This window comes from Bradyrhizobium sp. KB893862 SZCCT0404 (genome assembly GCF_018130885.1).
Taxonomy (GTDB): domain Bacteria; phylum Pseudomonadota; class Alphaproteobacteria; order Rhizobiales; family Xanthobacteraceae; genus Bradyrhizobium; species Bradyrhizobium stylosanthis.
The window spans coordinates 109,988-136,404 of sequence record NZ_JAFCLT010000013.1 but is presented as its reverse complement, the minus strand read 5'-3'; the positions used below and the strand labels follow the sequence as shown (position 1 = coordinate 136,404).

Here is a 26,417-nt window from a genome sequence, read left to right as displayed (position 1 = left end):
GGGCGTGGATGGCCGGGACAAGCCCGGCCATGACGATGTGGAAGCTTTGGTACCCGAAGCCAGGTCAGATGTGGGCCGTCCCTACTGCCAGCCGGGAACGCCACGCATGTCGGGCAGCTGGTGGGCGATGCCCTTGTGGCAGTCGATGCAGGTCTTTTCCTTGGTGAACAGGAAGCGCTGGTGCGCCACCGAGGCCCGCGGCGATTGCTTGGTGATGTCCATGGAATCGGCGCTGTGGCAGTTGCGGCATTCCAGGGAATCGTTGGCCTTGAAGCGCGCCCATTCATGCGCGGCAAGCTCGAGCCGGTGATCCAAAAACTTCTCCCGGGTGTCGATCGTGCCGAAGATCTTGCCCCAGACTTCCTTGGAGGCCTGCATCTTGCGCGCGATCTTGTCGGTCCAGTTGTGCGGCACGTGGCAGTCCGGGCAGGTCGCGCGCACGCCGGAACGGTTGGTGAAGTGGATGGTCGACTTCAGCTCGGCGAAGACGTTGTCCTTCATCTCGTGACAGCCGGTGCAGAACTTCTCGGTGTTGGTCAGTTCCAGCGCGGTGTTGAAGCCGCCCCAGAAGATGACGCCGGCCATGAAGCCCGCCAGCACCAGCACGCCGAGCCCGAACACCGAGCTCGGCCGGATCAGCACCTGCCAGAGCTCGCGCGCGAAGTCCCAGCTTCGCGCGATGAAGCTGCGCTTGGTTTCCAGCTTCTGCTCCTGCTTCTCGTTGGGCTCGTCCGCAGTCGTCGTCATCGCCGGCCACCGGGGCTTGCACGCGACAGCAGCGTGTCGATGTCGGTGAAATCGTTGCTGACGGGCGGATTGGCCGTGTTCTGCGGCACATGGCATTCGGTGCAGAAGAAGCGGCGCGGCGAGATCGCGGCCAGGAACTGGCCGTCGCGATCCATGAAATGCGTGATCGACACCATCGGCGCCTGCGATTCCGCGGTCCGCGCCCGCGCATGGCAGGACAGGCACTTGTTGCCGTTGAGGTCGATCTGATAGCCGTCGATCGTGTGCGGGATGACGGGCGGCTGCTCCGGATAGTTGCGCACCTCCTTCTCGGAGGTGTTGCGGTTGGGCAGCATCGGCGGCGCCGGGCCCTCGTCGTTGAGCGGCGCCGGGCCGCGCAGCCCCGACGACACCGTCTGCGCGGTCAGCGAGCCCGTGCCGGCGGCAATCGCGACCGCGAGCAGGGCGATACCAAATCGTTTCATCATGACAGGTTCACCCGCTCGATGCGCACGGCGCATTTCTTGAAGTCGGTTTGCAGCGAGATCGGATCGGTGGCGTCCAGCGTCACCTTGTTGATCAGCTTGGATTCGTCGAACCACGGCACGAAGACGAGACCGCGCGGCGGCCGGTCGCGGCCGCGCGTCTCGACGCGGGCGCGGATGAAGCCGCGGCGCGACACCACCTTGACCTCGTCGCCGCGCCGGAGCTTCGCCTCCGACGCGTCGTCGGGATGCATGAAGCAGACGGCTTCGGGGAACGCCTTGTAGAGCTCCGGCACGCGGCGCGTCATGGTGCCGGAATGCCAGTGCTCCAGCACGCGGCCGGTCGAGAGCCAGAACGGATATTCATTGTCGGGCGATTCCGCCGCCGGCTCGAAAGGCAGGGCGAAGATGCGCGCCTTGCCGTCGGGATAGCCGTAGAACTGCACGTCGGTGCCCTGCTTGACGTAGGGGTCGCTGCCCTCGCGGAAGCGCCACTTGGTCTCCTGGCCGTTGACCACCGGCCAGCGCAGGCCGCGCTCCCGGTGATAGGTGTCGAACGGCGCGAGGTCGTGGCCATGGCCGCGGCCGAACTGGGCATATTCCTCGAACAGGCCCTTCTGCACGTAGAAGCCGAACGCCTTGGCTTCCTCGTTGCCGTAGCCGGCTTCGATCTCGGTCGCCGGGAATTTGTCGACCTGTCCGTTCTTGTAGAGCACGTCGAACAGCGTCTTGCCGCGAACTTCCGGCTTCTTGGCGATCAGCTCCTCGGGCCAGACCTCCTCGATCTTGAAGCGCTTGGAGAACTCCATGAGCTGCCACAAATCGGACTTGGCCTCGCCCGGCGCGGTGACGAGCTGGTGCCAGAACTGGGTGCGCCGCTCGGCATTGCCGTAGGCGCCTTCCTTCTCCACCCACATCGCGGTCGGCAGGATCAGGTCGGCGGCGAGCGCGGTCACGGTCGGATAGGCATCCGAGACCACGATGAAATTGTCGGGGTTGCGGAAGCCCGGATAGGTCTCCTCGTTGACGTTGGGACCGGCCTGGAGGTTGTTGTTGACCTGCACCCAATAGGCGTTGATCAGACCGTCCTTCAGCATCCGGCTCTGCAGCACGGCGTGTGCGCCGTTCTTGTCGGGGATGGTGCCTTCGGGCAGCTGCCAGATGTGCTCGGCGTGATCGCGGTGCGCCTTGTTGGTCACGACCATGTCGGCGGGCAGGCGGTGCGAGAAGGTGCCGACCTCGCGCGCGGTGCCGCAGGCCGAAGGCTGGCCGGTCAGCGAGAACGGGCTGTTGCCGGGCGAGGAGATCTTTCCGGTCAACAGATGGATGTTGTAGACGAGGTTGTTGGCCCAGACGCCGCGGGTGTGCTGGTTGAAACCCATGGTCCAGAACGAGACCACCTTGGTCTTGGGATCGGCATAGAGCTCCGCCAGCGCCTCGAGGCGATTGAGCGGCACGCCGGACATTTTTGCCGCCTTCTCCAGCGTGTAGTCCGAGATGAACTTGACGTATTCGTCGTAGCTCATGTCGGTGGAATCGTTGGCCTTGGCCGCGCCGGTCGCCTTCTTCTGCAGCGGATGCTCGGGCCGCAGGCCATAACCGATGTCGGTCTGGCCGCGCCTGAAGATGGTATGGGCGTTGACGAAGTCCTTGTTGACGCGGCCGGTCGTGATGATGTGGTTGGCGATCGCGTTGAGGATGTAGAGATCGGTCTGCGGCACGAACACCATGCCGATGTCGGCAAGGTCGAACGAGCGGTGCTCGAAAGTCGAGAGCACGGCGACGCGGACATGCGGCGCGGACAGCCGGCGGTCGGCGAGGCGCGTCCACAGGATGGGGTGCATCTCCGCCATGTTCGAGCCCCACAGCACGAAGGCGTCGGTGGCTTCGATGTCGTCATAGCAGCCGGCCGGCTCGTCGATGCCGAAGGTGCGCATCATGCCGGCGACGGCCGAGGCCATGCAGTGCCGCGCATTGGGGTCGATGTTGTTGGTGCGGAAGCCGGCCTTGAACAGCTTGGAGGCCGCATAGCCTTCCCAGATCGTCCACTGGCCGGAGCCGAACATGGCGACGCCGTTCGGCCCGCGCTTCTTGATCGCCTCCTTCCACTTCTGCTCCATGATGTCGAAGGCTTCGGTCCAGGACACCGGCGTGAAGTCACCGTTCTTGTCGTACTTGCCGTTGGTCTTGCGCAGCATCGGCTGCGTCAGGCGGTCGTGGCCGTACATGATCTTGGAGAGGAAGTAGCCCTTGACGCAGTTGAGGCCGCGATTGACCTCGGCCTTGATGTCGCCATGGGTGGCGACGACGCGGTTGTCCTTGGTCGCGACCATCACGGAGCAGCCGGTGCCGCAGAAGCGGCAGGCGGCCTTGTCCCATTTCATTTCGCTCACCTCGCGCTCGGCGGCGAGGTTGGCGGCGAGTGCCGGCGCCGGGAGGCCGGCGGCGGCCGCGGCGATCGCGGCGGCCTCGAGCTTCAGCATCTGACGGCGGTCGAGCTTCGGCGATGTCATGATGGCTCTCCGTCTCAGGCGGTTTCGATGGCGTGGAAGACCAGCGCCGCGGAATAGACGTGCTGCAGCGACTGGATGGTGTTGAGCATGGTGCCGAGGCTGCCGGCGTCCGGCGCCTCCGTGACGACGACGAGCTTGCCGCGTGCGTCGCGGGCGTAGATCTCGCAGCCCGGAAGCGCGGCGATCTCCGCTTCCAGCTCGGCAAGGCGCTCGGGGCGGGCCTGCACGATGATGCTGGCGATCTCCGCGCCCGGTGGCGAGATGACGCGCTCGGTGCTGAGCACGCGGCCGGTGATCAAGGCGCGGCGGTCGAGTGTGTTTCTGTTGCGTGTGGCTTGGGCCATGATGCCTGTCTTTCGCTTCAAGGGGGGATCAATGCGGGGAGGAGGGAGGTCCCGGTGGGCCGGCGAACATCTGGTAGATCCAGACGCCGAGCCCGTAGGAGCCCACCGTTCCGACCGCGAGGACGGGCATCACGATCGCGGTCAGGAACAGGAACGCAAAAATCTCCATGCGCTTACGGCGCACGCGCGAAGTCGTGTCGTCAGGGGCCGACATATTCGGTCTCTTTGAACTGGTATGGAATCGGGACGGCATCCGGGCCGTTGCCTTGCTGCACTTTTGATGCATTCGGGCCGGTGCGGCCTTGATCTGGATCAAGTTACCGCTCTGCGCCGATGTCGCAGCGGCTGCGTCGCGGCGGGCAGCGTGTTGCTGCGTTCAGGCGCGGAATGCTTCTCCCGCGCGGCGGAATTGGTGCTCCGTAGACAGCGCCGCCCCACACCTTAAGATGTGCTTAACAACAATAAGCGGGCAAGAAACCTTGGGAGAGACGTCGTCATGAAGTTCGGCATCTTCTACGAGCTGCAGCTGCCACGGCCCTGGGTGGCCGGCGACGAGCTGAAGCTCTACCAGAACGCGCTCTCGCAGATGGAACTCGCCGACCGGCTGGGCTACGACCACGCCTGGGTCGTCGAGCATCACTTCCTCGAGGAATATTCGCACTCGCCGTCGCCGGAATCGTTCCTTGCGGCCGCGAGCCAGCGCACGAAAAACATCCGGCTCGGCCACGGCATCCTCCAGCTCACCACCAACCATCCGGCCCGCGTCGCCGAGCGCGTCGCGGTGCTCGATCTGCTCAGCAACGGCCGCTGCGAATTCGGCATGGGCGAGAGTGCGTCGATCACCGAGCTCACGCCGTTCGGCCGCGACATGGAGACCAAGAAGGAGGTGTTCGAGGAAGCCGTCGCCGCGATCTTCCCGATGTTCAAGGACGCAGGCAGCGAGCATCACGGCAAGTATTTCGACATTCCCTTGCGCAACGTCGTGCCGAAGCCCGTGCAGAAGCCGCATCCGCCGCTGTGGATGGCCTGCTCTCAGCTGCCGACCATCGAGCGTGCCGGCCGCCACGGCTTTGGCGCGCTCGGCTTCCAGTTCGTCAGCGCTGATGCTGCGCATGCCTGGGTGCACGCCTACTACAACGCCATGACCAAGCGGCTGCACAAGCTCGCCGACTACGAGATCAACCCGAACATGGCGCTGGTGTCGTTCTTCATGTGCGCGAAGACGGACGAAGAAGCGCGTGCGCGCGCCGACGGCGCCACCTTCTTCCAGTTCGCGCTGCGCTTCTACGGTGCCTCGCAAAACCGCCAGCGGCCTGCGCCCTACACCGTCAACATGTGGGACGAGTACAACAAGTGGAAGCGCGACAACCCTGAAGCGCAGGAGGCGGCGCTGCGCGGCGGCCTGATCGGCTCGCCCGAGACGATCCGCAAGAAGCTGAAGCGCTTCCAGTCCTCGCATATCGATCAGGTCATCCTGCTCAACCAGGCCGGCAAGAACAGCCACGAGTACATCTGTGAATCGCTCGAATTGTTCGGCCGCGAGGTGATGCCGGAGTTCCAGAACGATCCGGCGCAGGCGGCCTGGAAACGGGGCGTCATGAGCGGCGAGATCAAGCTGGAAGAGATCGACACTGTGGCTTTTACGGATCGCTACGGCAAGCTCGCGATCAATGTTGCTCCGGCAAAGGCAGCCGCGGAATAGATTGCTCGTCGGGTCATGTTGCTGACGCAATCTCTGTCTTAACAGCGACAACGTAAAACACTGCGTGGGAACCGCTCAGGTTCGCACAACGGTTCCATAGCCAAGGGGTTGGCTCGAATCCGCAAAGGACCGGCGCAAGATTCATGAACGCTTCGGCGTTCGCTTGCGCTGTGCGGTGCCGGGAACCGGACGACGAAAATCACAGGAGATATGATGCTGTTCCACTCGAGCGCCGCAGTTTGCGGCGCCCTGGTTGCGCTTGCCGTTTCCGTCACTGTTGCACGAAGTGAATCGCGTGGTGTTCACGCAAACGCCGTCGTCGAAGCCGCCTCCGGGGATGCGGTCGTCGGCGCGGCATCGATGTACAATCCGTTCAGGCCCGGCAAGGAGGAGGGCGGACCGAGCACCGCCTCGGGCGAGCGGTATAATCCCTCTGCCTGGTCGGCTGCGATCAAGACCAGCTTGCGCCGGAAATTCGGTGGGGTGCAATTCGGCGAGAGGCCGAAGTTCGCGCTCGTCGAGGCCGCGGGCAAGAAGGTCATCGTCAAGATCAATGACGTCGGACCGCTCAGACCGGGCCGCGTCATCGACTTCAACGAGCGCACGATGCGCCATTTCGACCCGAGCCTGGAGCGCGGAGTCATCAAGGACGTCAAGGTCAGCCCGCTGGCGGGGGATGATTGGACGCCGGGGCCGGTGGGCTGATTCAGAACTGACATGGGCCCCGGCTCTGCCGCGCACCGCACCGGACGATGCTCGCATCGCCGGGGTGCTACGCTGCGTCCGGGGCGCAAGGCTGTTTCGAGCTTGCGCGCGTGTCCCGGACGCGGTGCGTGCAGGCGCCGCCGGCTTCCGGAGCACCGGGCTTGCTGCTATCCTCCCGCAAAACAGCGGCGTGCGGAGGAAGCGATGCAGTCTCGGGCGGTGCCTTCGAATCCGTCGGCGGGTGATGTCACCTCCGCGGTGCTCGCCATCGGCCGCTCCGATTTCCCGAACGTCCTGATCGACACGCTGCGCCGGCAGGCGGAGGTTGGCCATTGCATGGTGTTCGCGTTGAGCCGGGCCGGTGCCGCCGACTGCCTGCTCGATGCCGGCAACATCCCGACCGGCGGCGATCTCGGCGCGGCCTATGCCGGCCAATTCCACGAATCCGATCCCAACCGCGATGCGCTGTTCGAGGGCGAAGGCGGCGCGCCGATCATGCTGCCGGCGTTCGCGCCGCGCATGTACGGTGCGCGTTACCGCAAGATCTTCTTCCAGGATTCCGGCATCGTCGACAAATGCGCGACCGCGATCTGGACCGGCGACACCTGCTTCTACGTCAACTTCTACCGGATCGCCGCGCAGGGCCGCTTCAGCGCCGCGCAGCGTGAGCGGCTCGAGGCGATCGCACCGGCGATCGTGGCGAGCGTGGCCCGGCATTTCCAGACGTCGGCGCCGGACCAGTCCCTCGCTTCCTTGTTCGCCGCGAGAGCGCCGCTCGCCGCGCTGACGCCGCGCGAGCAGGAGGTCTGCCGCCGCATCCTGTCGGGTTCGAGCTCCGAAGCGATCTCGCAGGCACTCGGCATCAGCCTGCATTCGACGCTGACCTACCGCAAGCGCGCCTATGAGCGGCTCGGCATCTCCTCGCAGAGCGAGCTGTTTGCGATCGTGCTGCGATTGCTGACGCCCAGCCTGAACTGACGGCGTCGGCAGCCGTGCATGGCTAGGCTGAAAGCCGCGACCGGTAGGGCGCGGTGAGCAGCAGCATGAAAAGCGCTCTTTCGGCCCGGTACTTTGCAGCGGGCCGGCTGGATTCGCGGCCCCGCATCACGACCGTTCCCTGGACGATGCTGACGCTCCAGGTCCATTTCCCGCGCCTTTGCCGTTCCAAGGCCATTTCGAAAATCGGGAATTCCGGTCTCGCCATCCCTGCCGTTCTCGTCAGACACTGAACGGAGTTGAACCCGGAGGGGCGGCCTGTGTCTTCACCCCTTTGGGTGAAGAGAGGCGCATGGCTCATGGCAAGGTAAACCCGATCCGGCGGGAAAAATCCGCCGTCAGTCCTGAAGCGGCAATTTGGGGATGGCGCCGAACAGCGCAGCCGCGCTCTTCTGGTTGCGCGTTCCCGTCTTGGCCAGCACGGCCTTGATCTGGGTGCGGATCGTCTCGCGGCTCAGCCCGTGATGGGCCGCGATGTCGCCGATCGTCTGTCCTTGCGCGATTCCGCGCGCCACGCGCGCCTCGCTGGGGGTGAGATCGAACAGGCCACGAATCAGCGCCAGGCTCGGTGCCTGGGAGGCGGTGACCGGCGTCGCCACCAGGAGGCCAACCGCCCCGTCGAACAGATCGCGTGCTTCGCCCGGCATCGACACGAGATGAAAGACGATCCGGTCGAGATCGCTCGAGCCGCGTGCGGCGAAGGAGCGCACGGCTTTTTCCGGTGAATCGAGCTGAGCGAGGCCCGCGCGCAGCAGGGCGTCGGCGGCACGGTCTCTGACGGCGATCCGGTCCTTCGGCAACCACTGCAGCACGTCCGTCATGCCTTCAATCAGGGCGTTCGCCGCCAGGACCCGCCCGGAGCGCGCGATCGCGAGGGCCGGCAAGCCGACCAGCGACAACGCCTCGGTCGCCGCCCGCATCCGGGTGAGACGCCAGCGCGTCGACAGCAGGGCCGCCCGCGCCAGATGGGGACGAAACCGGTCGAGAAAACCGAGATCCTGCCGCGAAAAGGCAGGCTGGCCGGCGAGCCGTTCCATATGGAAAACGATGATCTCACCGGAGGGGCTGCGCACGGCGGTCGCGCAAGCGTGCTCGAAGCCCCATTTCTTGTTCCATTCCACCCGATAGGGATCACGCTCCCATTCTTCCGGCGAAAACGCCTCATGCTCGCCGACGAAGCCGGGGTGATCGAGGGCCAGGAGTCTCGGGGTCGTCTCCGTCCGGCTGGAGAGGTCGCTACGCATGAACGCCGAGAATGCCTCGCGGATCGATGGCGACGTCACGACGCCATTCCAGACGCCGGACCACTGATCGGAATCCGAGGTGATCATGACCATGCCATGCGCGCCCGCGGCATGGGCGATGTCTTCCAGAACCTCCGGCCAGAGCTCTGGAACGGTCGAAGCCTCGTGGATGCGATCCACGATGCGCTCGAAATCGATGTCCGTCATTGGCAGCGATAGACCCATCAGATTCGACCGTGCTTCGCTTGTCCAAGGCCCCTTGATACCAACACCCCGCTCAATGGAACTCAATTGCTACTATTTCCCGGGCGGGCCGGATCGACGCCTAGCAGAGATTATGTTCCTATTTCAACCGTTTGAGAGATTTGGAGGTGCCTGCCGGCACGCGATCTCGGGGTTCCCGAGGCACGGTTCCTGGCCGCCCGTGCGGGGCCGCCATTTTGATGATGAAACAGGCCGATGAAGGCGCGCAGTGGGCAAACCGACGCGATTGCGGGAGCGAGTACGTCGCAATCCAGGCTATCTCATCGGCCGACCTCCTGGTCCGGAACCGTGACGCGCAGCGTGAAGTAGTTCGCGCCGGTCTTGGTGTCCGCGGATTGTGCCTGCCAGCCGGGCGGTGCTTTCATCGCGCGTCTCCCGCCAGCCTGACAGGCATCGGCGCGTCGGGTCGCAGCTGCGTAACCTTGGCGAGAACGCTGTCGCGCGGGCCGAAGAGCTGGGCGCGGCCTCGCGTTGGTCGACCGCGGTCAGCGCTGGCCTCGCGCTAGCGTTCGCGCCAAGCGCGCATCAACTGATCGGAGAGCGGCTTGACGAGGTACGACATCACCGTGCGCTGACCGGTCTGGATGAAGGCTTCGACCGGCATACCGGCGATCAGCTTCAGCTCGCCCAGGCGTGCGATCTCCGCCTCGGGAACGGCGATGCGTGCGACGTAGAAGCTCGCCGGGCTTTTCTGGTCGACTGAGACGTCGGCGGAGATGTTGCTCACCTCGCCGTTGAGCTGAGGCGTGGTGCGCTGGTTGAAGGTCGTAAAGCGCAGCAGCACCGGCTGGCCGACCGACAGACGATCGATCTCATGCGGGGGAATCCGTACCTCGACGACGAGCGCATCATGGGCGGGGACGATGAGCATGATCTGCTCGCCGGGGCTGATGACGCCGCCTACGGTATGCAGCGCCAGTTGATGCACGGTACCGTCCTGCGGCGCCCGAATATCGATGCGCTTGAGCTGATCCTCGGCGGCCACGCGTTTCTCGACCAGCTCCGAGGACTTGGCACGGATCTCGGCGAGATCCTTTCCGACCTCGCTGCGCAGATCCTGATCGATCTGCATGATTTGCAGTGTGGTCTCGGTGATCCGGCCCCTGGCTTCGGCGATGGCGGCGACCAGCGCGCCGCGTTCGCCATGCACGCGCACCGCGTCGCGCTCGAGCGTGGTCAGGCGCGAGATCTGGATCAGATTCTTTCGCCATAGATCGCGCACGCCCAGCAGTTCCTGGTCGATGAAGGTGGTTTCCCTGTCTTTCGCCTGGATCTGCTCCTCGAGCCCGCGGATCTGCTCTTGAAGCTGGCCGATGCGCTCGTTGAGCTGCGCCTTCTTGCCGGCGCGGGCGACGCGGCGCAGCTCGAACAGCTTGCGCTCGCCGACGATCAAGCGAGCGACGTCCGGATCAGCGATGCGCCCGACGAGGTCCGCGGGAAAGCCGAGCCACTCCTGATCGTCGCGTTCCGCCTCGAGCCGCGCCCGGCGCGCCGTCTGTTCGTCGAGGCTCTTGACGACGATCAGGAGATTGGCCCGAGTCACCGTCTCGTCGAGGCGCACGATCACGTCGCCGGCCTTCACCTGGGCGCCATCACGCACCTTGAGTTCGCCGACCACGCCGCCGGTCGGATGCTGCACTTTCTTGGTGTAGCTGTCGACCACCAGCGTGCCGGAGCCGACGACGGCGCCGGCCAGTTCCGTGGTCGCGGCCCAGCCGCCGACGCCGCCGGCAAGAATGACGACGCCCACGAGGCCGGCGCGCAGGTGCTGGCGGATCGCGTGCGGGACCTGGTTCACCGGCTCGCGGTTCACGGGTTTGCTCCCTCGGTTACGATCTTGAGCGGCACCGCCGGCCGCGGCTGCATCATCTTGGCCAGCAGCGCGTCCTTCGGTCCGAACGCCTGCACGCGCCCCTCGGCCATCACGATCAATTGGTCCACACCGGCGAGCGCGCTGGTGCGATGCGCGACGACGATGACAATGCCGCCGCGCGCGCGCACGCCGAGAATGGCCTGCGTCAGGGCCTGGTCGCCCTCGGCGTCGAGATTGGAGTTGGGCTCGTCGAGCACCACCAGGAAGGGGTCGCGGTAGAGCGCGCGGGCAAGCGCAATGCGCTGCCGCTGCCCGGCAGAGAGCGCCGCGCCGCCTTCGCCGATCGGGGTGTCGTAGCCCTTCGGCAACCGCAGCACCATCTGGTGCACACCGGCCGCGTTCGCGGCGGCGATCGTCGCCTCGGCATCGGGGGCGGGCTCGAAGCGGTTGATGTTCTGCGCCACCGTGCCGGCGAACAGCTCGACGTCCTGGGGCAGATAGCCGATATGGCGGCCGAGCGCCTCGCAGCTCCATTGGTCGAGCGCGGCGCCGTCCAGCCGCACCTTGCCGCGCGCGGCTCCCCACACGCCGACGACGGCACGCACCAGCGACGACTTGCCCGATGCGCTCGGGCCGACGATGCCGACCCCCTGGCCCGGGTTCAACGCGAAGGAGGCATCCAGCACGACGGCGACCTGTTCGCCCGGCGCCGCCACGGAGACGGCCTCGACCGCGAGGGCCTTGCACGGCGGCGGCAACGGCGTCTTCTCCTCCTCGGCCGGGAGTTGCGCCCATTGCTGCTGCAGACGTTTCCAGCTCTGCCGGGCCGCGATCAGGCTCTTCCAGTGGGCGATGGCGAGTTCGACCGGCGCGAGCGCGCGCGAGGCGAGGATCGAGCCGGCAATGATGATTCCGGCGGTCGCCTCCTGGATGATGACGAGATAGCCGCCGACACCGAGTACCGCCGATTGCAGCACCATGCGCAGCACCTTGGAAACGGAGCCGAGGCCGCCGGTGATATCGGCGGCACTGCGCTGGGTGGCCATGTAGCTGTCATTGGCCTCCGTCCAGCGCGCGGCAAGGCGCCCGCGCATGCCCATGGCCTGCAAGACCTCGGCGTTCCGGCGGCTGGCCTCGGCGAGCGCGTTGCGCTGCGCGATCTGGCCGGTGACCTCCCTGGTGCGTTCGCGCGTCAGCCGGTTGGTCATGAGGGTCAGGGACACGAGCAACAGCGATCCGATCGACGCCGTGAGTCCGATCAGCGGATGAAACAGGAAGCAGATCGCGAGGTAAAACGGGATCCACGGCAGATCGAACAGCGCGGTCGGGCCGAGCCCGGAGAGATAGCTGCGCACCTGGTCGAGATCGCGCACCGGCTGCAGCCCGTCGCCGCTCGCGCGTGCCCGCAACGGCCAGCGCGCGACGATGTCATAGGCGCGCGCCGAGAATGCACGGTCGAGCCATTCGCCGATGCGGACGAGGATGCGCCCGCGCAGAATGTCGAGGAACGCCTGGAACGAATAGAGCGCGCCGACCAGCGCGGCGAGGCCGATCAGCGTCGGCACGCTGCGGCTCGGCACCACGCGGTCATAGACTTCGAGCATGAAGAACGAGCCGGTCAGGTACAGCACGTTCAACATGGCCGTGATCAGGCCGAGCCCGACCAGCACGCCGCGACAGGCCTGAAGCGGCGAGGACCGGAGACGCGCGTGTGGTGACTGATTGAAGTCAGGTTCTTGAAATTTCATGCAGCATGACCCGCCCGATGTGAGGTGCCGGCTGCGCGCCAAAGCGGCGCGCAGCCGGCGGCTTGCGGTTCAGACGTTGATGACGCCGTCGTGGTTTCCGTCGATCTTGACGGAGAAGCTGCTGGACGCCGTATCCCCGTCGGCATCAGCGATCTGAACGGTGAAGTCGAGCTTCTCGTCGGGCGCCGGCTGCGACTGGATCAGGCTGAACCCGCCGATATCGAAAGTGTTGTTGTCGTTGCCGGCAATGCCGTCATGGGCGCTGATGTTTTCGATCAGGACCCGGTCGTGGGTCGTTGCACCCGTCGACCACGACACCTTGTCGCCGGTGCTCAGCCCGGTGATGATCAGGTTGCCGTCCTGGTCGATCGTGGCAACGGGAGTAAATGACGTGTTGCCCGTCTTTACGACGAGGTCGGTGACCGAAGCCGACGTGATATTGACGTGCTGATCGTTGGTGAGCCCGTCGATGAAATTCACCCCCGCTTCCTTGAGGGTGTTGAAGGCCGTGATCTTGACGGTGACGGGACCGATGCCCGGGTTGGTCTGGTTGACGGTGAAGGACGCGCCGGTCGCATTGAAGACGTTCTGGAAGTCGATGTTGGCTTCGACGTCCGCCTCGTTCTGGTCCAGATTGGGCACGAGGAAATTCGTATTCGTACCCGTCACGTAGGTGATGTACGCGCCTTCAGTGGGGTAGTTGGCGTTGTCATTGAGCTGGTTGCCGTTGACACCGAACGAGGTGGTGCTGCCGGCCTGGCTGATATTGAGCACGTCCTTGGTCGTGATGTTTCCGCCCTGGGACTGGTTCAGCGGATTTTCCCCGACCACCACGATCTGGGTGGAGTTTGGATCGCCGAAGGTCATGAACAGATTGCTGCCGGAGGGCGCGCCGGCAAAGCTGAAGCTGATCTCCGCGGGCGGAGGATTTTGCAGCACATCGAAGGTGTAGTTGCCGCCGGACAGGGTCAGCTTGAAGAAATCGATGTCGCCGGCGTTGTGAGTGCCGCTGTTATCGACGTCCTTGTAATAGGTCGCGACAGTATCGCTGTTCGAGAGATCCCGGAGCAGCGTCATCTGCGAGACCGTGCCATCGAGGATCGTCAGGCTCGCCGGCGAGCTCGTGATGCTGTAGGTCGCCGGATCATCCGCTCCGACCACTCCGGCGAGCGTCTTGGTTACGGTAGAGAGAGCAGAGAAGTCCACCTGCCCATCGGCGATGGGCCCGATGGTCGGGCCGTCGTCCTGGAACTGCACGGCGTCGCCGATGCCGGTCGAGCTCGTCGCCGTGTCGCCGTCGCCGTCGGTCACCGTCACCACAGCCAGCAGCGCAGCGTCGGTGATCGATACCGAATCGTCGGGGTTCGTCGTCGTCGGATGCTTCAGCGAGGCGTACTGCGCCACGCTGACGACTCCGGTCGAGCTGTTGATTGCCACCGCGAAGGCCGCGGCCCCGGCGGAACTGCCGATGCGGCCGACCACCAGGCTGCCTTCCTTGAACAGGAAGATGCTGGCGCCGCCCGTCGTGTCGAGGCCGGAATCCACCCCTACGGAGGAAACCGCCAGCGAGAACGCGATCGTCCCTCCCTCCTGGTCCGCGCCGAGCGAGCTTCCGGTCGAGCTCACGACAGGGGTCGCATCCCGCGCATATCCGGTCGGGCTGAGGTCGGCGCTGACGTTGGTGACGCCCGCGAACAGCGCCGACACCGTGGCGTCGGTGGTGTCATCGGCATCGCTCTGGTTGCCCGCGGTCTCGTCATGCGCCACCGTCGCGGCGCCCTGGACGATCCCCGCCGTCGGCCCGTCGTCCTGGAACTGCACGGCATCGCCGATGCCGGTCGAACTCGTCGCCGTGTCGCCATCGCCGTCGGTGACCGTCACCACCGCCAGCAGCGCACTGTCGGTGATCGACACCGAGTCATCGGGATTGGTGGCGTCCGGGTGCTTCAGCGAGGCGTATTGCGCCACGCTGACGACGCCGCTCGTGCTGTTGATTGCCACCGCGAAGGCCGCCGCCCCGGCGGCACCGCCGATACGGCCGACCACCAGGCTGCCTTCCTTGAACAGGAAGATGCTGGTGCCGTCGGTAGTGTCGAGGCCGGAATCCACCCCTGCGGAGGACACCGCCAGCGAGAACGCGATCGTTCCGCCCTCCTGGTCCGCACCAAACGAGCTTCCGGTCGAGCTCACGACAGCGCTCGCATCCCGCGCATATCCGGTCGGGCTAAGGTCACCGCTGACGTTGGTGACGCCCGCGAACAGCGCCGACACCGTGGCGTCGGTGGTGTCATCGGCATCGCTCTGGTTGCCCGCGGTCTCGTCATGCGCCACCGTCGGCGCGCCCTGGACGATCCCCGCCGTCGGCCCGTCGTCCTGGAACTGCACGGCATCGCCGATGCCGGTCGAACTCGTCGCCGTATCGCCATCGCCGTCGGTGACCGTCACCACCGCCAGCAGCGCACTGTCGGTGATCGACACCGAGTCATCGGGATTGGTGGCGTCCGGGTGCTTCAGCGAGGCGTATTGCGCCACGCTGACGACGCCGCTCGAGCTGTTGATCGCCACCGCGAAGGCCGCGGCCCCGGAGGAACTGCCGATACGGCCGACCACCAGGCTGCCTTCCTTGAACAGGAAGATGCTGGTGCCGCCCGTCGTATCGAGGCCGGAATCCACCCCTGCGGCGGACACCGCCAGCGAGAACGACGTCGTTCCGCCCTCCTGGTCCGCACCAAACGAGCTTCCGGTCGAGCTCACGACAGCGCTCGCATCCCGCGCATACCCGGTCGGGTTGAGGTCACCGCTGACGTTGGTGACGCCCGCGAACAGCGCCGACACCGCGGCGTCCGTGGTGTCATCGGCATCGCTCTGGTTGCCCGCGGTCTCGTCATGCGCCACCGTCGGCGCGCCCTGCGCGATCCCCGCCGTCGGCCCGTCGTCCTGGAACTGCACGGCATCGCCGATGCCGGTCGAGCTCGTCGCCGTATCGCCGTCGCCGTCGGTGACGGTCACCACCGCCAGCAGCGCGCTGTCGGTGATCGACACCGAGTCATCGGGATTGGTGGCGTCCGGGTGCTTCAGCGAGGCGTATTGCGCCACGCTGACGACGCCGGTCGAGCTGTTGATTGCCACCGCGAAGGCCGCGGCCCCGGAGGAACTGCCGATACGGCCGACCACCAGGCTGCCTTCCTTGAACAGGAAGACGCTGGTGCCGCCCGTCGTATCGAGGCCGGAATCCACCCCTGCGGAGGATACCGCCAGCGAGAACGCAATCGTCCCTCCCTCCTGGTCCGCGCCGAGCGAGCTTCCGGTCGAGCTCACGACAGGGGTCGCATCCCGCGCGAAGCCGGCCGGGCTGAGGTCGCTGCTGACATTGGTGACGCCCGCGAACAGCACCGACACCGCGGCGTCCGTGGTGTCATCGGCGTCGCTCTGGTTGCCCGCGGTCTCGTCATGCGCCACGGTCGCCGCGCCCTGGACGATCGCTGCCGTCGGCCCGTCATCCTGGAACTGCACGGCATCGCCGATGCCGGTCGAGCTCGTCGCCGTGTCGCCGTCGCCGTCGGTCACCGTCACCACCGCCAGCAGCGCAGCGTCGGTGATCGACACCGAATCGTCGGGGTTCGTCGTCGTCGGGTGCTTCAGCGAGGCGTACTGCGCCACGCTGACGACGCCGCTCGTGCTGTTGATCGCCACCGCGAAGGCCGCCGCCCCGGCGGCACCGCCGATGCGGCCGACCACCAGGCTGCCTTCCTTGAACAGGAAGATGCTGGTGCCGTCGGTGGTGTCGAGGCCGGAATCCACCCCTGCGGCGGACACCGCCAGCGAGAACGCAATCGTCCCGCCCACCGAGTCGGTACCCAACGAGCTCCCGGTCGAGCTCACAACAGCGTTCGCATCCTGCGCATAACCGGTCGGGTTGAGGTCGGCGCTGACGTTGGTGACGCCCGCAAACAGCGACACCACGCCTGCCGCAGTGGTGTCATCGGCATCGCTCTGGTTGCCCGCGGTCTCGTCATGCGCCACGGTCGGCGCGCCCTGCACGATTCCCGCCGTCGGCCCATCATCCTCGAAGTGGATGGCCGTGCCGACCACGGCACTCGCGGCGTTGGCGCTGCTCAAGCCGAACCCGCCGATGTCGAAGGTGTTGTTGTCGTTGCCGCTAATGCCGTCGGTGGCGCTGATGTTCTCGATCAGGACGCGGTCATGCGTTGCGCCCGTCGTCCACTGCACCTTGTCGCCCGTGCTCAGGCCGGTGACGATCAGATTGCCGTCGTTGTCGATCGTGGCTTGCGGCGTAAATTGCGTCTTGCCCGACTTGACGACGACGTCGGTGAGCGAGAATGAGGTGATATTGACGTGCGCGTCGTTGGTGAGTCCGTCGACGAAATTCACGCCAGTTTCCTTGGCGGTGTCGAAGGCCGAGATCTTGACGGTGACGGGTCCGACGCCCGGGTTCGTCTGGTTGACGGTGAAGGACGCGCTGGTCGCATTGAAGACGTTCTGGAAGTCGATGTTGGCTTCGACGTCGGCCTCGTTCTGGTCCAGATTGGGCACGAGAAAGTTCGTGTTCGCGCCCGTGACATAGGTGATGTACGCACCTTCACCCGGGTTGATCGCGTTGCCGTTGACGCCGAACGAGGTGGTGCTGCCGGCCTGGCTGATATTGAGCACGTCCTTGCTCGAGATGTTTCCGCCCTGGGACTGGTTGAGCGGATCCTTGCCGATCACCACGATCTGGGTCGAGGTAGGATCTCCGAAGGTCATGAAGAGATTGCTGCCGGACGGCGCGCCGGCGAAGCCGAAATTGATCACTTCGCTGACCGCGACCTTGAGATGGCTGCCGAGGTCAAGGGAGTCGTCGGGGTTGGTGCCATCCGGATGCTCCAGCGCCTCGTACTGGACACTCCAGATCTTGCCGCCGGTCGCGGTCTGCTCGAGATAAACCGCGAAGGCGATCACGCCCGCAGCCGTCTTGCCGAGCACGATGTTGTCGTTCACGGGGTCCGTGAAAAGGAAGATCTCCTCGCCGTCGTTGGTGAAGAGACCGCTCGTGTCACCGTCGAGCGCGCCGCCACTCCCATCGGTGAAGGCGACGTTGCCGACCGAGCCCGTGACGCCGCTGATGGTGATGACGTCGCCGTTGCTGACCGCGTGGTTGATCTCCGTGGCCGGAGCGAGCAGTGCGGCCAGCCGGGTTGAAAACTCGCTCGGGAGCGCCGTGTTGGTGTCGTTGTTCTGCAGACCAGCGGTTTCGTCGAGAATAACGGTTGTGCCGGTAAGAGTGACCGTAAGTGCCATGATATCCATCCTCCAAAATGACTATGGGTGAGGTATGCACTTCAGAAATTCCACGTGCAGGCTCGTCGGCGATCCGCCGCGTCGGCCTGATAGAGGCTGATCGCATGGCCATCGATATCGGTGAAACCCGTGGCGACGCCGACGCTCGTCGAGAAGGCCGTGCCCGAGGTGTCGGCGACCAGCGATAGCGTGGCCCCACTGGCAAAGCCGACGATCATGTCGTCGCGTTCGGCGTAGTGCGGGAAGCCCGTATCGGGGCTGGTGTTGAGGCCGTTGAGGAAGGCGAGCAGCCTTGCATCCGCCGAGAGCGTTGCGACCTCGTTATCGGTGCTGCCGGTTGAAGGTGTGCGAAATTCCTCGTCGATGACGAGGTTGCCGGAAATACCGAGAGCCATTGAATCCTCCGAGGATAAATGGATTGAAATTCATCGAAGAATTTCCCATCGCCTGGAGGTGACGCACGCATTACACAACAAAACAAAACTCATCGTCTCTCAGAGGGTGAGAGATCGAGCTTGCAACGTAGTCGGGAGCGCGCGCCGCCTCGAGCGACGATCACGCCTTGCTGATTGAATATGTCCTGAAGCAAATAGCGGGCTCAAACATGGCCGCCTCCTCAAACAACAATTGAACTCTACTCTGAAGCCCTCTCGATCAAATCAGGGCCAACTCTGTTCAAGTGCCTGTAGGTGCGCAATTTCAATGCTTGTCGAGCCCGCAAACCTCGACGAAAGTGGAAACGTTAAATCAAGCATTAACTTTTGTAAATAGCGTCGCGATGTCGCGGCGCTGCGCGAAGCAGGACGTTCCGGCGTTCTTGACGAAGTTCAGATCCAGGTTACCCGACCATGTTACCGCATTTGCCGATATTTATAGGCATTCGCGATGATCTGCCCGGCAGTGGGGATAGCGCTCGGCGTCACGCGAACGTCACCACCCGAGCGTGAATTGTTGAATTAATGCGCGCATAAAATCTGCTTGAATAATTTAACCCTCATTCATTCGCGCCTCGTCGATGTTCGTTGTCCGGCCGCGCGCGTGCTGTCGTGCGCGGGCACCTTGTTCTTGAACGCGTGTCCTGGCGGCGTCTGTCCCTATCGCTAGGGACAGACGCCGCCGCCGGATTTCGCTAGCTTGGAGCAAACGCAAATCCAGGGGAGACCGCCTTGAGCACGGCGCCGCACATCGACATCGACCCGTCTGCATTCTGGGCCGATCCTTATCCGATGCTCGCGAAGATGCGGAGAGAAGCGCCGATCGCGTTTGTGCCGCAGCTCGGCTCGACGCTGTTGACCAGCCGCGACGACATCTCGATCTCGGAGAAGCAGATCGACGTGTTCTCGTCGCACCAGCCGGCCGGCCTGATGAACCGGCTGATGGGCCACAACATGATGCGCAAGGACGGCGAGGCGCACCAGGTCGAGCGCCGCGCGATGTTTCCGACGGTGTCGCCGAAGACGGTGAAGGCCTACTGGACCGCGCTGTTCCAGGCCCATGCCGACCGCATCCTCGATTCAATCGGGCCGGGCCGGATCGATTTCATGCGCGACTTCGCGCTGCCGTTCTCCGGCGAATGCCTGAAGTCGATCACCGGCCTCACCAATATCGGCTTTGAGGACATGGATGCGTGGTCGCAGGGCATGATCGAAGGCATCGCCAATTATGCCGGCGATCCCGCGGTCGAAGCGCGCTGCCACGCGGCGACGTCGGGCATCGATGCCGCGATCGACGACATCCTGCCGGTGATGCGTGAGAAGCCAGACCAGAGCATTCTGGGCGTGCTCCTCGCCTCCGGCATGGCCATGGAGAGCGTGCGCGCCAACGTCAAGCTTGCGATCTCGGGCGGCCAGAACGAGCCGCGCAAGGCCATCGCCGGCACGGTGTGGGCGCTCCTGACCCATCCGGACCAGCTCGACCTCGTGCGAAGGGGCGAGGTGACTTGGCTGCAGGCCTTCGAGGAATATGCCCGCTGGATCTCGCCGATCGGCATGTCGCCGCGGCGGATCGCAAAGCCCTGGGGCATCCGCGATGTCCAGTTCGAAGCCGACGAACGCGTGTTCCTGATGTTCGGCTCCGCCAACCGCGACGAGAAGCATTTCGAGCGCGCCGACGAATTTGATGTGAGACGAGATACCACCAAGAGCGTCGCCTTCGGCGCCGGCCCGCATTTCTGTGCCGGCGCCTTCGCGTCGCGCGCGATGATCGCCGACGTCGCGCTGCCGACCGTGTTCGCGCGCGCAAGACAGCTCGAGATCGCCGACGACGAGCCGGTGCGGATCGGCGGCTGGGCGTTCAGGGGCTTGCAGAACCTGCCGGTGAAGTGGCCGAATTAGTTTCGGTGATGTGGCTGCATTCGTTGACGGGATGGGCCGTTGCCACAATGGCAGTGTCATCGCCCGGCTTGACCGGGCGATCCAGTACGCCGCGGCGGTCGTGTGAAACGTTGGCGTCTCTGGAAAACTGGATTCCCCGCCTGCGCGGGGAATGACGGCGAGCCGGTGGAGGGGGCTTCCGACACCCTATCTCCAGTCCGCCACAATGCCATTATGCCCCTGTTTTGCCCGACGCCTCGAAGAAAATTTCGGACAATTTGTAAGTCGTTGATTTCGCGTGCCGCGCCTACTGTGCATGGGGTTGTTTTCGCAGTTTTGGTTTCGGCCACAGGTTTCCCGGAGCGGCAGTGCGCGGTCTTCACATCCGCGTGCAGAAAAATTCCATCTGCGTTCGCTCCGCCGCTTGAAAGATTAATCACGCGCCTTGCCGCGCCCGCAGTGCTCGCATCGCTATTTTTCCTGATGTCTCGACAGCTTTCGTAACGCGCCCCATCATTCGTCAAACATGAATGATGACGGCCGCAGGCGGCCGGGAGTTTGGAATGCAGCGTCGCGACTTCTTGAAATTGTCTGCCGGAACCGCAGTTGCCGCTGCGTTCGTCTCCCGCGCGAACGCGCAAGGAACGTCGCAAGGCGCGGTGAAGGAAATTCGTATCGGCTACCAGAAGAACGGCGTGCTGGTCATCACGCGCCAGCAGGCCGCCCTGGAAAAACATTTCTTGCCGCAGGGCATCGAGGTGAAATGGGTCGAGTTCTCCTCGGGCCCGCCGATGATGGAGGCGATGAATGTCGGCAGCGTCGACTATGGCGCCGTCGGCGATTCCCCGCCGGTGTTCGCGCAGGCCGCCGGAGCTGCGATCGTCTACGCCGCGGGACAGCCGATCACCAATGGCCAGGGCATCCTGGTGCCGAAGGATTCGCCGATCCGCTCGATCGCTGAACTGAAGGGCAAGCGCGTCGGGTTCACAAAAGGTTCCAGCGCGCACAACATCGTGGTGCAGACGCTGGAGAAGGCGGGCCTCACCTATGCCGACATCACGCCGGTCTATCTGACGCCGCCGGATGCCGGCCCCGCCTTCGCCAATGGCAGCATCGAGGCCTGGGCGATCTGGGATCCGTATTTCGCGATCGGCGAGACCAAGCAGAATGGCCGCATCCTGATCAATGCGCGCGAGGTCACCAAGACCAACTCGTTCTACATCGCCAACCGCGACTTTGCGAAGAACCACGGCGCGGTCCTGCAGCAGATCGTCGACGTCACCAGCGCCACCGCCAAATGGGCCGAGCAGCATCGCGACGAGGTCGCCCGATCGCTCGCCGCCGTCACCGGCATTCCCCTGGAGATCCAGACTATCGCGGCCAACCGCTCGTCCTTCGTGGTCGGCCCCGTCACCGACGACATCGTCGCGACCCAGCAGGGCGTCGCCGACCGCTTCCACAAGCTCGGGCTGATCCCCAAGCCGATCGTGATCCGCGACATCGTCTGGCGCAATCCGGCAGCCTGATCGTGCCGACCACTCTTCCCATTCATAAAGGTCTGAACATGAGGCGTATCATTCAGCGTCTGATCGCGGCCATCGTGCTGTCGATCGGCATCGTCGCCGCCGCGGTCGGCACCTCCTACGGTCAGGACAAGGTGGTCCGGATCGGCTACCAGAAATACGGCAAGCTGGTGCTGCTCAAGAGCAAGGGCACGCTGGAGCCGAAGCTCGCCGCCGGCGGCTACAAGGTGGTGTGGACCGAGTTTCCGTCCGGCCCGCCGCTGCTCGAAGCGCTCAATGTCGGCGCGATCGATTTCGGCAACACGGGCGAAGCCCCGCCGATTTTCGCGCAGGCCGCGGGCGCGCCGATCCAGTATGTCGCCTACGAGCCGCCGGCGCCGAAGGGCGAAGCGATCCTGGTGCCGAAGGACAGCCCGCTGAAATCGGTCACTGAACTCAAGGGCAAGAAGGTCGCGCTCAACAAGGGCTCCAACGTCCACTATCTCCTGGTGAAGGCGCTGGAGAAGGCCGGCGTCAAATACTCCGAGATCGAGCCGGTGTTCCTGGCGCCCGCCGATGCCCGCGCCGCCTTCGAGCGCGGCGCGGTCGATGCCTGGGTGATCTGGGATCCGTTCCAGGCCGCCGCGGAAGCCGCCACCGGCGCGCGCACGCTCGCCGACGGCACTGGCATCGTCGCCAACTACCAGTTCTACTTCTCCTCGAAGAAATTCCTCGACGTCAACCCTGAGATCGTCGACGCCGTGCTCGCCGAGCTGAGCTCGGTCGACGACTGGGCCAAGGGCGACATCCATGCGGTGGCCGAGCAGCTCGCCCCCGCGATCGGCTTGTCGGTCCCCGTGGTCGAGGTGGCGCTCAAGCGCCAAGCCTACGGCATCAAGCCGGTCACGGATGCCGTCATCGCCGACCAGCAGCAGGTTGCCGACGCGTTCTTCGCGCTGGGCCTGATTCCCAAATCCATCAGGATTTCCGACGTCGCTCGGAAATCGGGATCGTGAGCAAAGCCATGAGCAAACCATCCAACGCCAACATTCTCTGGTTCCTGCCGACCCACGGTGACGGCCGCTATCTCGGCACCGGCATCGGCGGCCGCGAGGTCAACTTCAACTATCTGCGCCAGATCGCGCAGGCCGCCGACCAGCTCGGCTATTACGGCGTGCTGCTGCCGACCGGGCGCTCCTGCGAGGATTCCTGGATCGTCGCCTCCAGCGTCGCGCCGTTCACCGAGCGGCTGCGCTATCTCGTCGCCGTGCGTCCCGGCCTGCAATCGCCGAGCGTTGCGGCACGCATGACGGCGACGCTCGACCGGATCACCAATGGCCGGCTGCTCGTCAACGTCGTCACCGGCGGCGACCCCGTCGAGAACAAGGGCGACGGCATCTTCCTCGGCCACGACGAGCGCTACGAGGTCACGCGCGAGTTCCTGAGCGTCTACAGCGATCTGCTCGCCGGCAAGACCGTCGATGTCGATGGCAAGCACATCCATGTCGAGGGCGGCAAGCTGCTGTTTCCGCCGGTGCAGTCGCCGCGCCCGCCGCTCTATTTCGGCGGCTCGTCCGATGCCGGCATCGACGTCGCGGTCGACGCCGTCGACAAATATCTCACCTGGGGCGAGCCGCCGGCTCTGGTGGCCGAGAAGATCGCGAAGGTGAGGGAGGTCGCCAGCGCGCGGGGCCGCAAGCTCTCCTTCGGCATCCGCCTTCACGTCATCGTCCGCGAGACCAATGAAGAAGCCTGGCGCGCCGCGAACGAGCTGATCAAGCACGTCGACGACGACACCATCGCCAAGGCGCAAAGGAACTTTGCACGCATGGACTCCGTGGGACAGCAGCGCATGGCGCAGCTCCACGGCGGCAAGCGCGACAAGCTCGAGATCTCTCCGAACCTGTGGGCCGGCGTTGGCCTCGTACGCGGCGGTGCCGGCACCGCGCTGGTCGGCGACGCCCAGACCGTCGCGGCCCGCATCAGGGAGTATCAGGATCTCGGCATCGATACCTTCATCATGTCGGGCTACCCGCATCTGGAGGAAGCCTATCGCTTCGCCGAGCTGGTATTCCCGCTGCTCTCGCTGGAGCAGCCGAGCAACGTGACCAGGCTGCACTTCAACGGCGGTCCTTTCGGCGAGACGGTCGGCAGCGATTTCCGTCCGCAACACAGGGTATCGCAGTCATGAGCCTGATCGACAGCGTTTCGCTTCCGCGCGGCGTCCGCCTGCCGCGCGTCGACGGCCTGATCCAGTGGATCGTGCCGCTCGCCATCATCGCGATCTGGCAGGTCGCCAGCGTCACCGGCTTCGTGCCGACGCGGGTGCTGCCGGCCCCGAGCGACGTCCTGCTCGCAGGCTGGAAGCTGCTGCTCTCCGGCGAGCTCGTCCGCAACATCTGGGTCTCATTCTGGCGCGCCTCGATCGGCTTCTTGATCGGCGGCAGCATCGGCTTCGCCTTCGGGCTCGCCAACGGCTTGTCGCAGCTCTCGGCAAAGCTCACCGACACCACGCTGCAGATGGTGCGCAACGTGCCGCATCTGGCGCTGATCCCGCTGGTGATCCTGTGGTTCGGCATCGACGAGAGCGCAAAACTGTTCCTGGTGGCGCTCGGCGTGTTCTTCCCGATCTATCTCAACACGCTGCACGGCATCCGTACCGTCGACCCGCAGCTGATCGAGATGGGTCGCATCTACGGCATGAGCGACGGCGAACTGTTCCGCCGCGTGATCTTTCCGGGCGCGCTGCCGTCGATCTTCGTCGGCATCCGCTTCGCGCTCGGCATCATGTGGCTGACGCTGATCGTCGCCGAGACCATCGCGGCCTCGTCGGGCCTCGGCTACATGGCGATGCAGGCGCGCGAGTTCATGCTGATCGACGTCGTCGTGCTCTCGATCCTGATCTACGCCCTGCTCGGCAAGCTCGCCGACAGCGCCTCCCGCGTGCTGGAGCGGGCGACGCTCTCCTGGCACCCCGCCTTCCAGAAACGTTAAGCACCAACACTGGGAATCACATGCAGACAGCGCTTCGTACCTCCCTTCCCGAGACCGAGCTCGCCAGCCGCGCCAGCTTCGCCCCTCACGCCCGCATCGTGCGCGAGGAGCGTCCGCAGCAAGCCATCGGCCTGCCGCTCAGCATCCGGGGCCTGCGCAAGTCCTTCGGCAGTAACGAGGTGCTGCGCGGCATCGATCTGCACATCCCCGCCGGCCAGTTCGTCGCCATCGTGGGCAAGAGCGGTTGCGGCAAGAGCACGCTGCTGCGCCTGATCGCAGGTCTCGACAAGATCGATGCCGGCAGCATCAGCTTCGGCCAGGACGTGCAGGCGGAAGACATCCGCGTGATGTTCCAGGAGCCGCGGCTGCTGCCCTGGGCCCGCGTGCTCGCCAACGTCGAGGTCGGCCTCGGCCGTGATCGCGCATCGGCCGATGCGCATGCGCGCGCCGAGAAGGCGCTGACCGAGGTCGGCCTTGCCGACAAGCGCGACCAGTGGCCTTCGGTGCTGTCGGGCGGCCAGAAGCAGCGGGTCGCGCTCGGCCGCGCGCTGGTCTCGCGTCCGCGCGTGCTCGCCTTCGACGAGCCGCTCGGCGCGCTGGACGCGCTGACCCGCATCTCGATGCAGCGCCTTCTGGAGCGGGTCTGGCGCGACCAGGGCTTCACCGCGATCCTGGTGACCCACGACGTTGCCGAGGCCGTGGCGCTGGCCGACCGGGTGCTGGTGATCGAGGAGGGCCGCATCGCCCATGACGTCGTGGTTAACGCCGCCCGGCCCCGCGAACGCGGCTCTGCTGAATTGGCGAGCCTCGAAGCCTCAATTTTGAGCCACCTTTTGTCGGCGGAAGATCGTACCTAGATAGAGGGAACCCCGGCTTTGGGGACCGTGCCATGAATGTAGTGCCCCGCGATCTCATGACTGAAATCCCCGTTTCGCCCGCCGATTTCCGCGGCGCCATGCGCCACCTCACCGGCGGCGTCAGCGTCATCACCGCCGGGCGGGGCAAGGACATCACCGGCATGACCGTGACCTCGGTGACCTCGCTGTCGGTGGAGCCGCCGACGCTGCTGGTCAGCATCAACCGCGATGCCTCCTCCTTCCCGCTGATCAGGCGACACGGCGCTTTCGGCGTGAACATCCTCAATGCCGACCAGCTCGACGTCGCCGAACGCTTCGCCGGGAAGGGCGGGCTGAAGGGGGCCGATCGCTTCGCCGGCGCCCATTGGATCACGGCGGTCTCCGGCGTTCCGCTCCTGGTGGGGGCATTGTCGGCCTTCGATTGCGAGGTCGAGGAGATCGTCGAGCGGCACTCGCACGGCATCGTCATCGGCCGTGTCAGGGACATCAAGAGCTCGACCCGCACCGCGGCGCTGGCCTATTGGCACGGCCAGTATGTGGCGGTCGACCAGGACGAGGACGCGGTAAGGCTCGCCGACGTCAGCGTTCCCGCGCGTGGCCGGCGCGGCATTTGATCGCCTGACTCAGGCTGGCCTTTTTTCCGGCACCGCTCTAGAAGCGCCCTGAGCTTCCCATCCGGGAGGCAATGGAGCGGAACGATGAAGCGCGTCGCGACTATCGCCTTCTACGCCATCGGCGCGCTCGCGATCGCCTATCTCGCGCTCTACGCCTATGCGATGTTCTCGGGCCAGCCGATCGTGCCGGGCGATCCCATCCACATCTTCCGCAAGCCGGACGCGCCAAGTTATTCGTAGAGCAACGCGCGCGGCCAATGTGGCGCGGATCTCTCTCAACGCGTCATGGCCGGGCTTGAC

21 protein-coding genes are annotated in these 26,417 nt (G+C 65.2%); 11 read left to right on the top strand and 10 right to left on the bottom strand.

Features of this window, described 5'->3' with window-relative positions:
* Positions 1 to 81: 81 nt before the first annotated feature.
* From JQ617_RS35510 to napE, 5 genes are read right to left on the bottom strand one after another with little or no spacing between them, the layout of a single operon-like run.
* The gene (locus JQ617_RS35510) at positions 82 to 747 is read right to left on the bottom strand and encodes a NapC/NirT family cytochrome c (RefSeq protein WP_212030430.1); all 666 of its coding nucleotides are present in this window, start codon (positions 745 to 747) and stop codon (positions 82 to 84) included.
* Positions 744 to 1,214: a nitrate reductase cytochrome c-type subunit gene (locus JQ617_RS35505; RefSeq protein ID WP_212030429.1), complete on the bottom strand. Its 471-nt coding sequence runs from the start codon at positions 1,212 to 1,214 to the stop codon at positions 744 to 746. Before JQ617_RS35505 ends, JQ617_RS35510 begins: the two co-directional genes overlap by 4 nt.
* A complete protein-coding gene (gene napA / locus JQ617_RS35500) occupies positions 1,211 to 3,724 on the bottom strand; it encodes a nitrate reductase catalytic subunit NapA (protein ID WP_212030428.1) in 2,514 nt (837 codons plus the stop codon). The genes JQ617_RS35505 and napA overlap by 4 nt, the downstream gene beginning before the upstream one ends.
* 14 nt (positions 3,725 to 3,738) lie before the next feature.
* Positions 3,739 to 4,068, bottom strand: a complete 330-nt coding sequence (locus tag JQ617_RS35495) for a chaperone NapD (RefSeq protein ID WP_063694295.1) — start codon at positions 4,066 to 4,068, stop codon at positions 3,739 to 3,741.
* Between the two features lie 28 nt (positions 4,069 to 4,096).
* Complete coding sequence (gene napE, locus JQ617_RS35490) at positions 4,097 to 4,282, bottom strand: periplasmic nitrate reductase, NapE protein (protein ID WP_063694005.1); 186 nt, start codon at positions 4,280 to 4,282, stop codon at positions 4,097 to 4,099.
* A gap of 282 nt (positions 4,283 to 4,564) precedes the next feature.
* Between napE and JQ617_RS35485 the strand changes: the two genes are divergently transcribed.
* From JQ617_RS35485 to JQ617_RS35475, 3 genes are all read left to right on the top strand, one after another.
* Positions 4,565 to 5,770: an LLM class flavin-dependent oxidoreductase gene (locus JQ617_RS35485; RefSeq protein WP_212030427.1), complete on the top strand. Its 1,206-nt coding sequence runs from the start codon at positions 4,565 to 4,567 to the stop codon at positions 5,768 to 5,770.
* Positions 5,771 to 5,980: 210 nt separating this feature from the next.
* Entirely contained in the window at positions 5,981 to 6,475 is a 495-nt protein-coding gene (locus JQ617_RS35480; protein WP_212030426.1) for a septal ring lytic transglycosylase RlpA family protein, read from the top strand.
* Between the two features lie 204 nt (positions 6,476 to 6,679).
* Entirely contained in the window at positions 6,680 to 7,453 is a 774-nt protein-coding gene (locus JQ617_RS35475; RefSeq protein WP_212030425.1) for a helix-turn-helix transcriptional regulator, read from the top strand.
* Positions 7,454 to 7,809: 356 nt separating this feature from the next.
* On the opposite strand, the gene JQ617_RS35470 is transcribed toward JQ617_RS35475, so the two are convergent.
* From JQ617_RS35470 to JQ617_RS35450, 5 genes are all read right to left on the bottom strand, one after another.
* The gene (locus JQ617_RS35470; protein ID WP_212030424.1) at positions 7,810 to 8,922 is read right to left on the bottom strand and encodes a helix-turn-helix transcriptional regulator; all 1,113 of its coding nucleotides are present in this window, start codon (positions 8,920 to 8,922) and stop codon (positions 7,810 to 7,812) included.
* 559 nt (positions 8,923 to 9,481) lie between these two features.
* Positions 9,482 to 10,792 (bottom strand): HlyD family type I secretion periplasmic adaptor subunit, encoded by a 1,311-nt coding sequence (locus JQ617_RS35465; protein WP_212030423.1) that lies wholly within the window; start codon positions 10,790 to 10,792, stop codon positions 9,482 to 9,484.
* A complete protein-coding gene (locus tag JQ617_RS35460; RefSeq protein WP_212030422.1) occupies positions 10,789 to 12,540 on the bottom strand; it encodes a type I secretion system permease/ATPase in 1,752 nt (583 codons plus the stop codon). Before JQ617_RS35460 ends, JQ617_RS35465 begins: the two co-directional genes overlap by 4 nt.
* A 69-nt stretch (positions 12,541 to 12,609) precedes the next feature.
* Positions 12,610 to 17,838: a beta strand repeat-containing protein gene (locus JQ617_RS35455; protein ID WP_212030421.1), complete on the bottom strand. Its 5,229-nt coding sequence runs from the start codon at positions 17,836 to 17,838 to the stop codon at positions 12,610 to 12,612.
* A 41-nt stretch (positions 17,839 to 17,879) separates the two neighbouring features.
* Positions 17,880 to 18,233, bottom strand: a complete 354-nt coding sequence (locus JQ617_RS35450) for a hypothetical protein (protein ID WP_212030420.1) — start codon at positions 18,231 to 18,233, stop codon at positions 17,880 to 17,882.
* Positions 18,234 to 19,004: 771 nt separating this feature from the next.
* Between JQ617_RS35450 and JQ617_RS35445 the strand changes: the two genes are divergently transcribed.
* The 8 genes from JQ617_RS35445 (at position 19,005) to JQ617_RS35410 (ending at position 26,357) form a co-directional block, all read left to right on the top strand.
* Positions 19,005 to 20,171, top strand: a complete 1,167-nt coding sequence (locus JQ617_RS35445) for a cytochrome P450 (RefSeq protein ID WP_212030419.1) — start codon at positions 19,005 to 19,007, stop codon at positions 20,169 to 20,171.
* Positions 20,172 to 20,713: 542 nt separating this feature from the next.
* Positions 20,714 to 21,676: a sulfonate ABC transporter substrate-binding protein gene (locus JQ617_RS35440; RefSeq protein ID WP_212030418.1), complete on the top strand. Its 963-nt coding sequence runs from the start codon at positions 20,714 to 20,716 to the stop codon at positions 21,674 to 21,676.
* Positions 21,677 to 21,714: 38 nt separating this feature from the next.
* Positions 21,715 to 22,668 (top strand): sulfonate ABC transporter substrate-binding protein, encoded by a 954-nt coding sequence (locus JQ617_RS35435; protein ID WP_212030417.1) that lies wholly within the window; start codon positions 21,715 to 21,717, stop codon positions 22,666 to 22,668.
* 8 nt (positions 22,669 to 22,676) lie between these two features.
* Positions 22,677 to 23,843: an FMNH2-dependent alkanesulfonate monooxygenase gene (gene ssuD, locus JQ617_RS35430; RefSeq protein ID WP_212030416.1), complete on the top strand. Its 1,167-nt coding sequence runs from the start codon at positions 22,677 to 22,679 to the stop codon at positions 23,841 to 23,843.
* Positions 23,840 to 24,646: an aliphatic sulfonate ABC transporter permease SsuC gene (gene ssuC / locus JQ617_RS35425; RefSeq protein ID WP_212030415.1), complete on the top strand. Its 807-nt coding sequence runs from the start codon at positions 23,840 to 23,842 to the stop codon at positions 24,644 to 24,646. The genes ssuD and ssuC overlap by 4 nt, the downstream gene beginning before the upstream one ends.
* 20 nt (positions 24,647 to 24,666) lie before the next feature.
* Positions 24,667 to 25,503: an ATP-binding cassette domain-containing protein gene (locus JQ617_RS35420; RefSeq protein WP_212030414.1), complete on the top strand. Its 837-nt coding sequence runs from the start codon at positions 24,667 to 24,669 to the stop codon at positions 25,501 to 25,503.
* A gap of 32 nt (positions 25,504 to 25,535) precedes the next feature.
* Entirely contained in the window at positions 25,536 to 26,117 is a 582-nt protein-coding gene (locus JQ617_RS35415) for a flavin reductase family protein (RefSeq protein ID WP_212030413.1), read from the top strand.
* Between the two features lie 84 nt (positions 26,118 to 26,201).
* Positions 26,202 to 26,357: a hypothetical protein gene (locus JQ617_RS35410; RefSeq protein WP_164988526.1), complete on the top strand. Its 156-nt coding sequence runs from the start codon at positions 26,202 to 26,204 to the stop codon at positions 26,355 to 26,357.
* Positions 26,358 to 26,417 lie beyond the last annotated feature (60 nt).

What these genes read in the sequence shown, in the direction of transcription:
- JQ617_RS35440 (WP_212030418.1), top strand. Translation starts at nt 20,714, where the DNA reads ATGCAGCGTCGCGACTTCTTGAAATTGTCTGCCGGAACCGCAGTTGCC.
- JQ617_RS35415 (WP_212030413.1), top strand. Translation starts at nt 25,536, where the DNA reads ATGAATGTAGTGCCCCGCGATCTCATGACTGAAATCCCCGTTTCGCCC.
- JQ617_RS35495 (WP_063694295.1), bottom strand. Translation starts at nt 4,068, where the DNA reads ATGGCCCAAGCCACACGCAACAGAAACACACTCGACCGCCGCGCCTTG.
- JQ617_RS35470 (WP_212030424.1), bottom strand. Translation starts at nt 8,922, where the DNA reads ATGACGGACATCGATTTCGAGCGCATCGTGGATCGCATCCACGAGGCT.
- ssuD (WP_212030416.1), top strand. Translation starts at nt 22,677, where the DNA reads ATGAGCAAACCATCCAACGCCAACATTCTCTGGTTCCTGCCGACCCAC.
- JQ617_RS35510 (WP_212030430.1), bottom strand. Translation starts at nt 747, where the DNA reads ATGACGACGACTGCGGACGAGCCCAACGAGAAGCAGGAGCAGAAGCTG.
- napA (WP_212030428.1), bottom strand. Translation starts at nt 3,724, where the DNA reads ATGACATCGCCGAAGCTCGACCGCCGTCAGATGCTGAAGCTCGAGGCC.
- JQ617_RS35455 (WP_212030421.1), bottom strand. Translation starts at nt 17,838, where the DNA reads ATGGCACTTACGGTCACTCTTACCGGCACAACCGTTATTCTCGACGAA.
- JQ617_RS35480 (WP_212030426.1), top strand. Translation starts at nt 5,981, where the DNA reads ATGATGCTGTTCCACTCGAGCGCCGCAGTTTGCGGCGCCCTGGTTGCG.
- JQ617_RS35460 (WP_212030422.1), bottom strand. Translation starts at nt 12,540, where the DNA reads ATGAAATTTCAAGAACCTGACTTCAATCAGTCACCACACGCGCGTCTC.
- JQ617_RS35435 (WP_212030417.1), top strand. Translation starts at nt 21,715, where the DNA reads ATGAGGCGTATCATTCAGCGTCTGATCGCGGCCATCGTGCTGTCGATC.
- napE (WP_063694005.1), bottom strand. Translation starts at nt 4,282, where the DNA reads ATGTCGGCCCCTGACGACACGACTTCGCGCGTGCGCCGTAAGCGCATG.
- JQ617_RS35410 (WP_164988526.1), top strand. Translation starts at nt 26,202, where the DNA reads ATGAAGCGCGTCGCGACTATCGCCTTCTACGCCATCGGCGCGCTCGCG.
- JQ617_RS35485 (WP_212030427.1), top strand. Translation starts at nt 4,565, where the DNA reads ATGAAGTTCGGCATCTTCTACGAGCTGCAGCTGCCACGGCCCTGGGTG.
- JQ617_RS35505 (WP_212030429.1), bottom strand. Translation starts at nt 1,214, where the DNA reads ATGATGAAACGATTTGGTATCGCCCTGCTCGCGGTCGCGATTGCCGCC.
- JQ617_RS35475 (WP_212030425.1), top strand. Translation starts at nt 6,680, where the DNA reads ATGCAGTCTCGGGCGGTGCCTTCGAATCCGTCGGCGGGTGATGTCACC.
- JQ617_RS35420 (WP_212030414.1), top strand. Translation starts at nt 24,667, where the DNA reads ATGCAGACAGCGCTTCGTACCTCCCTTCCCGAGACCGAGCTCGCCAGC.
- JQ617_RS35450 (WP_212030420.1), bottom strand. Translation starts at nt 18,233, where the DNA reads ATGGCTCTCGGTATTTCCGGCAACCTCGTCATCGACGAGGAATTTCGC.
- ssuC (WP_212030415.1), top strand. Translation starts at nt 23,840, where the DNA reads ATGAGCCTGATCGACAGCGTTTCGCTTCCGCGCGGCGTCCGCCTGCCG.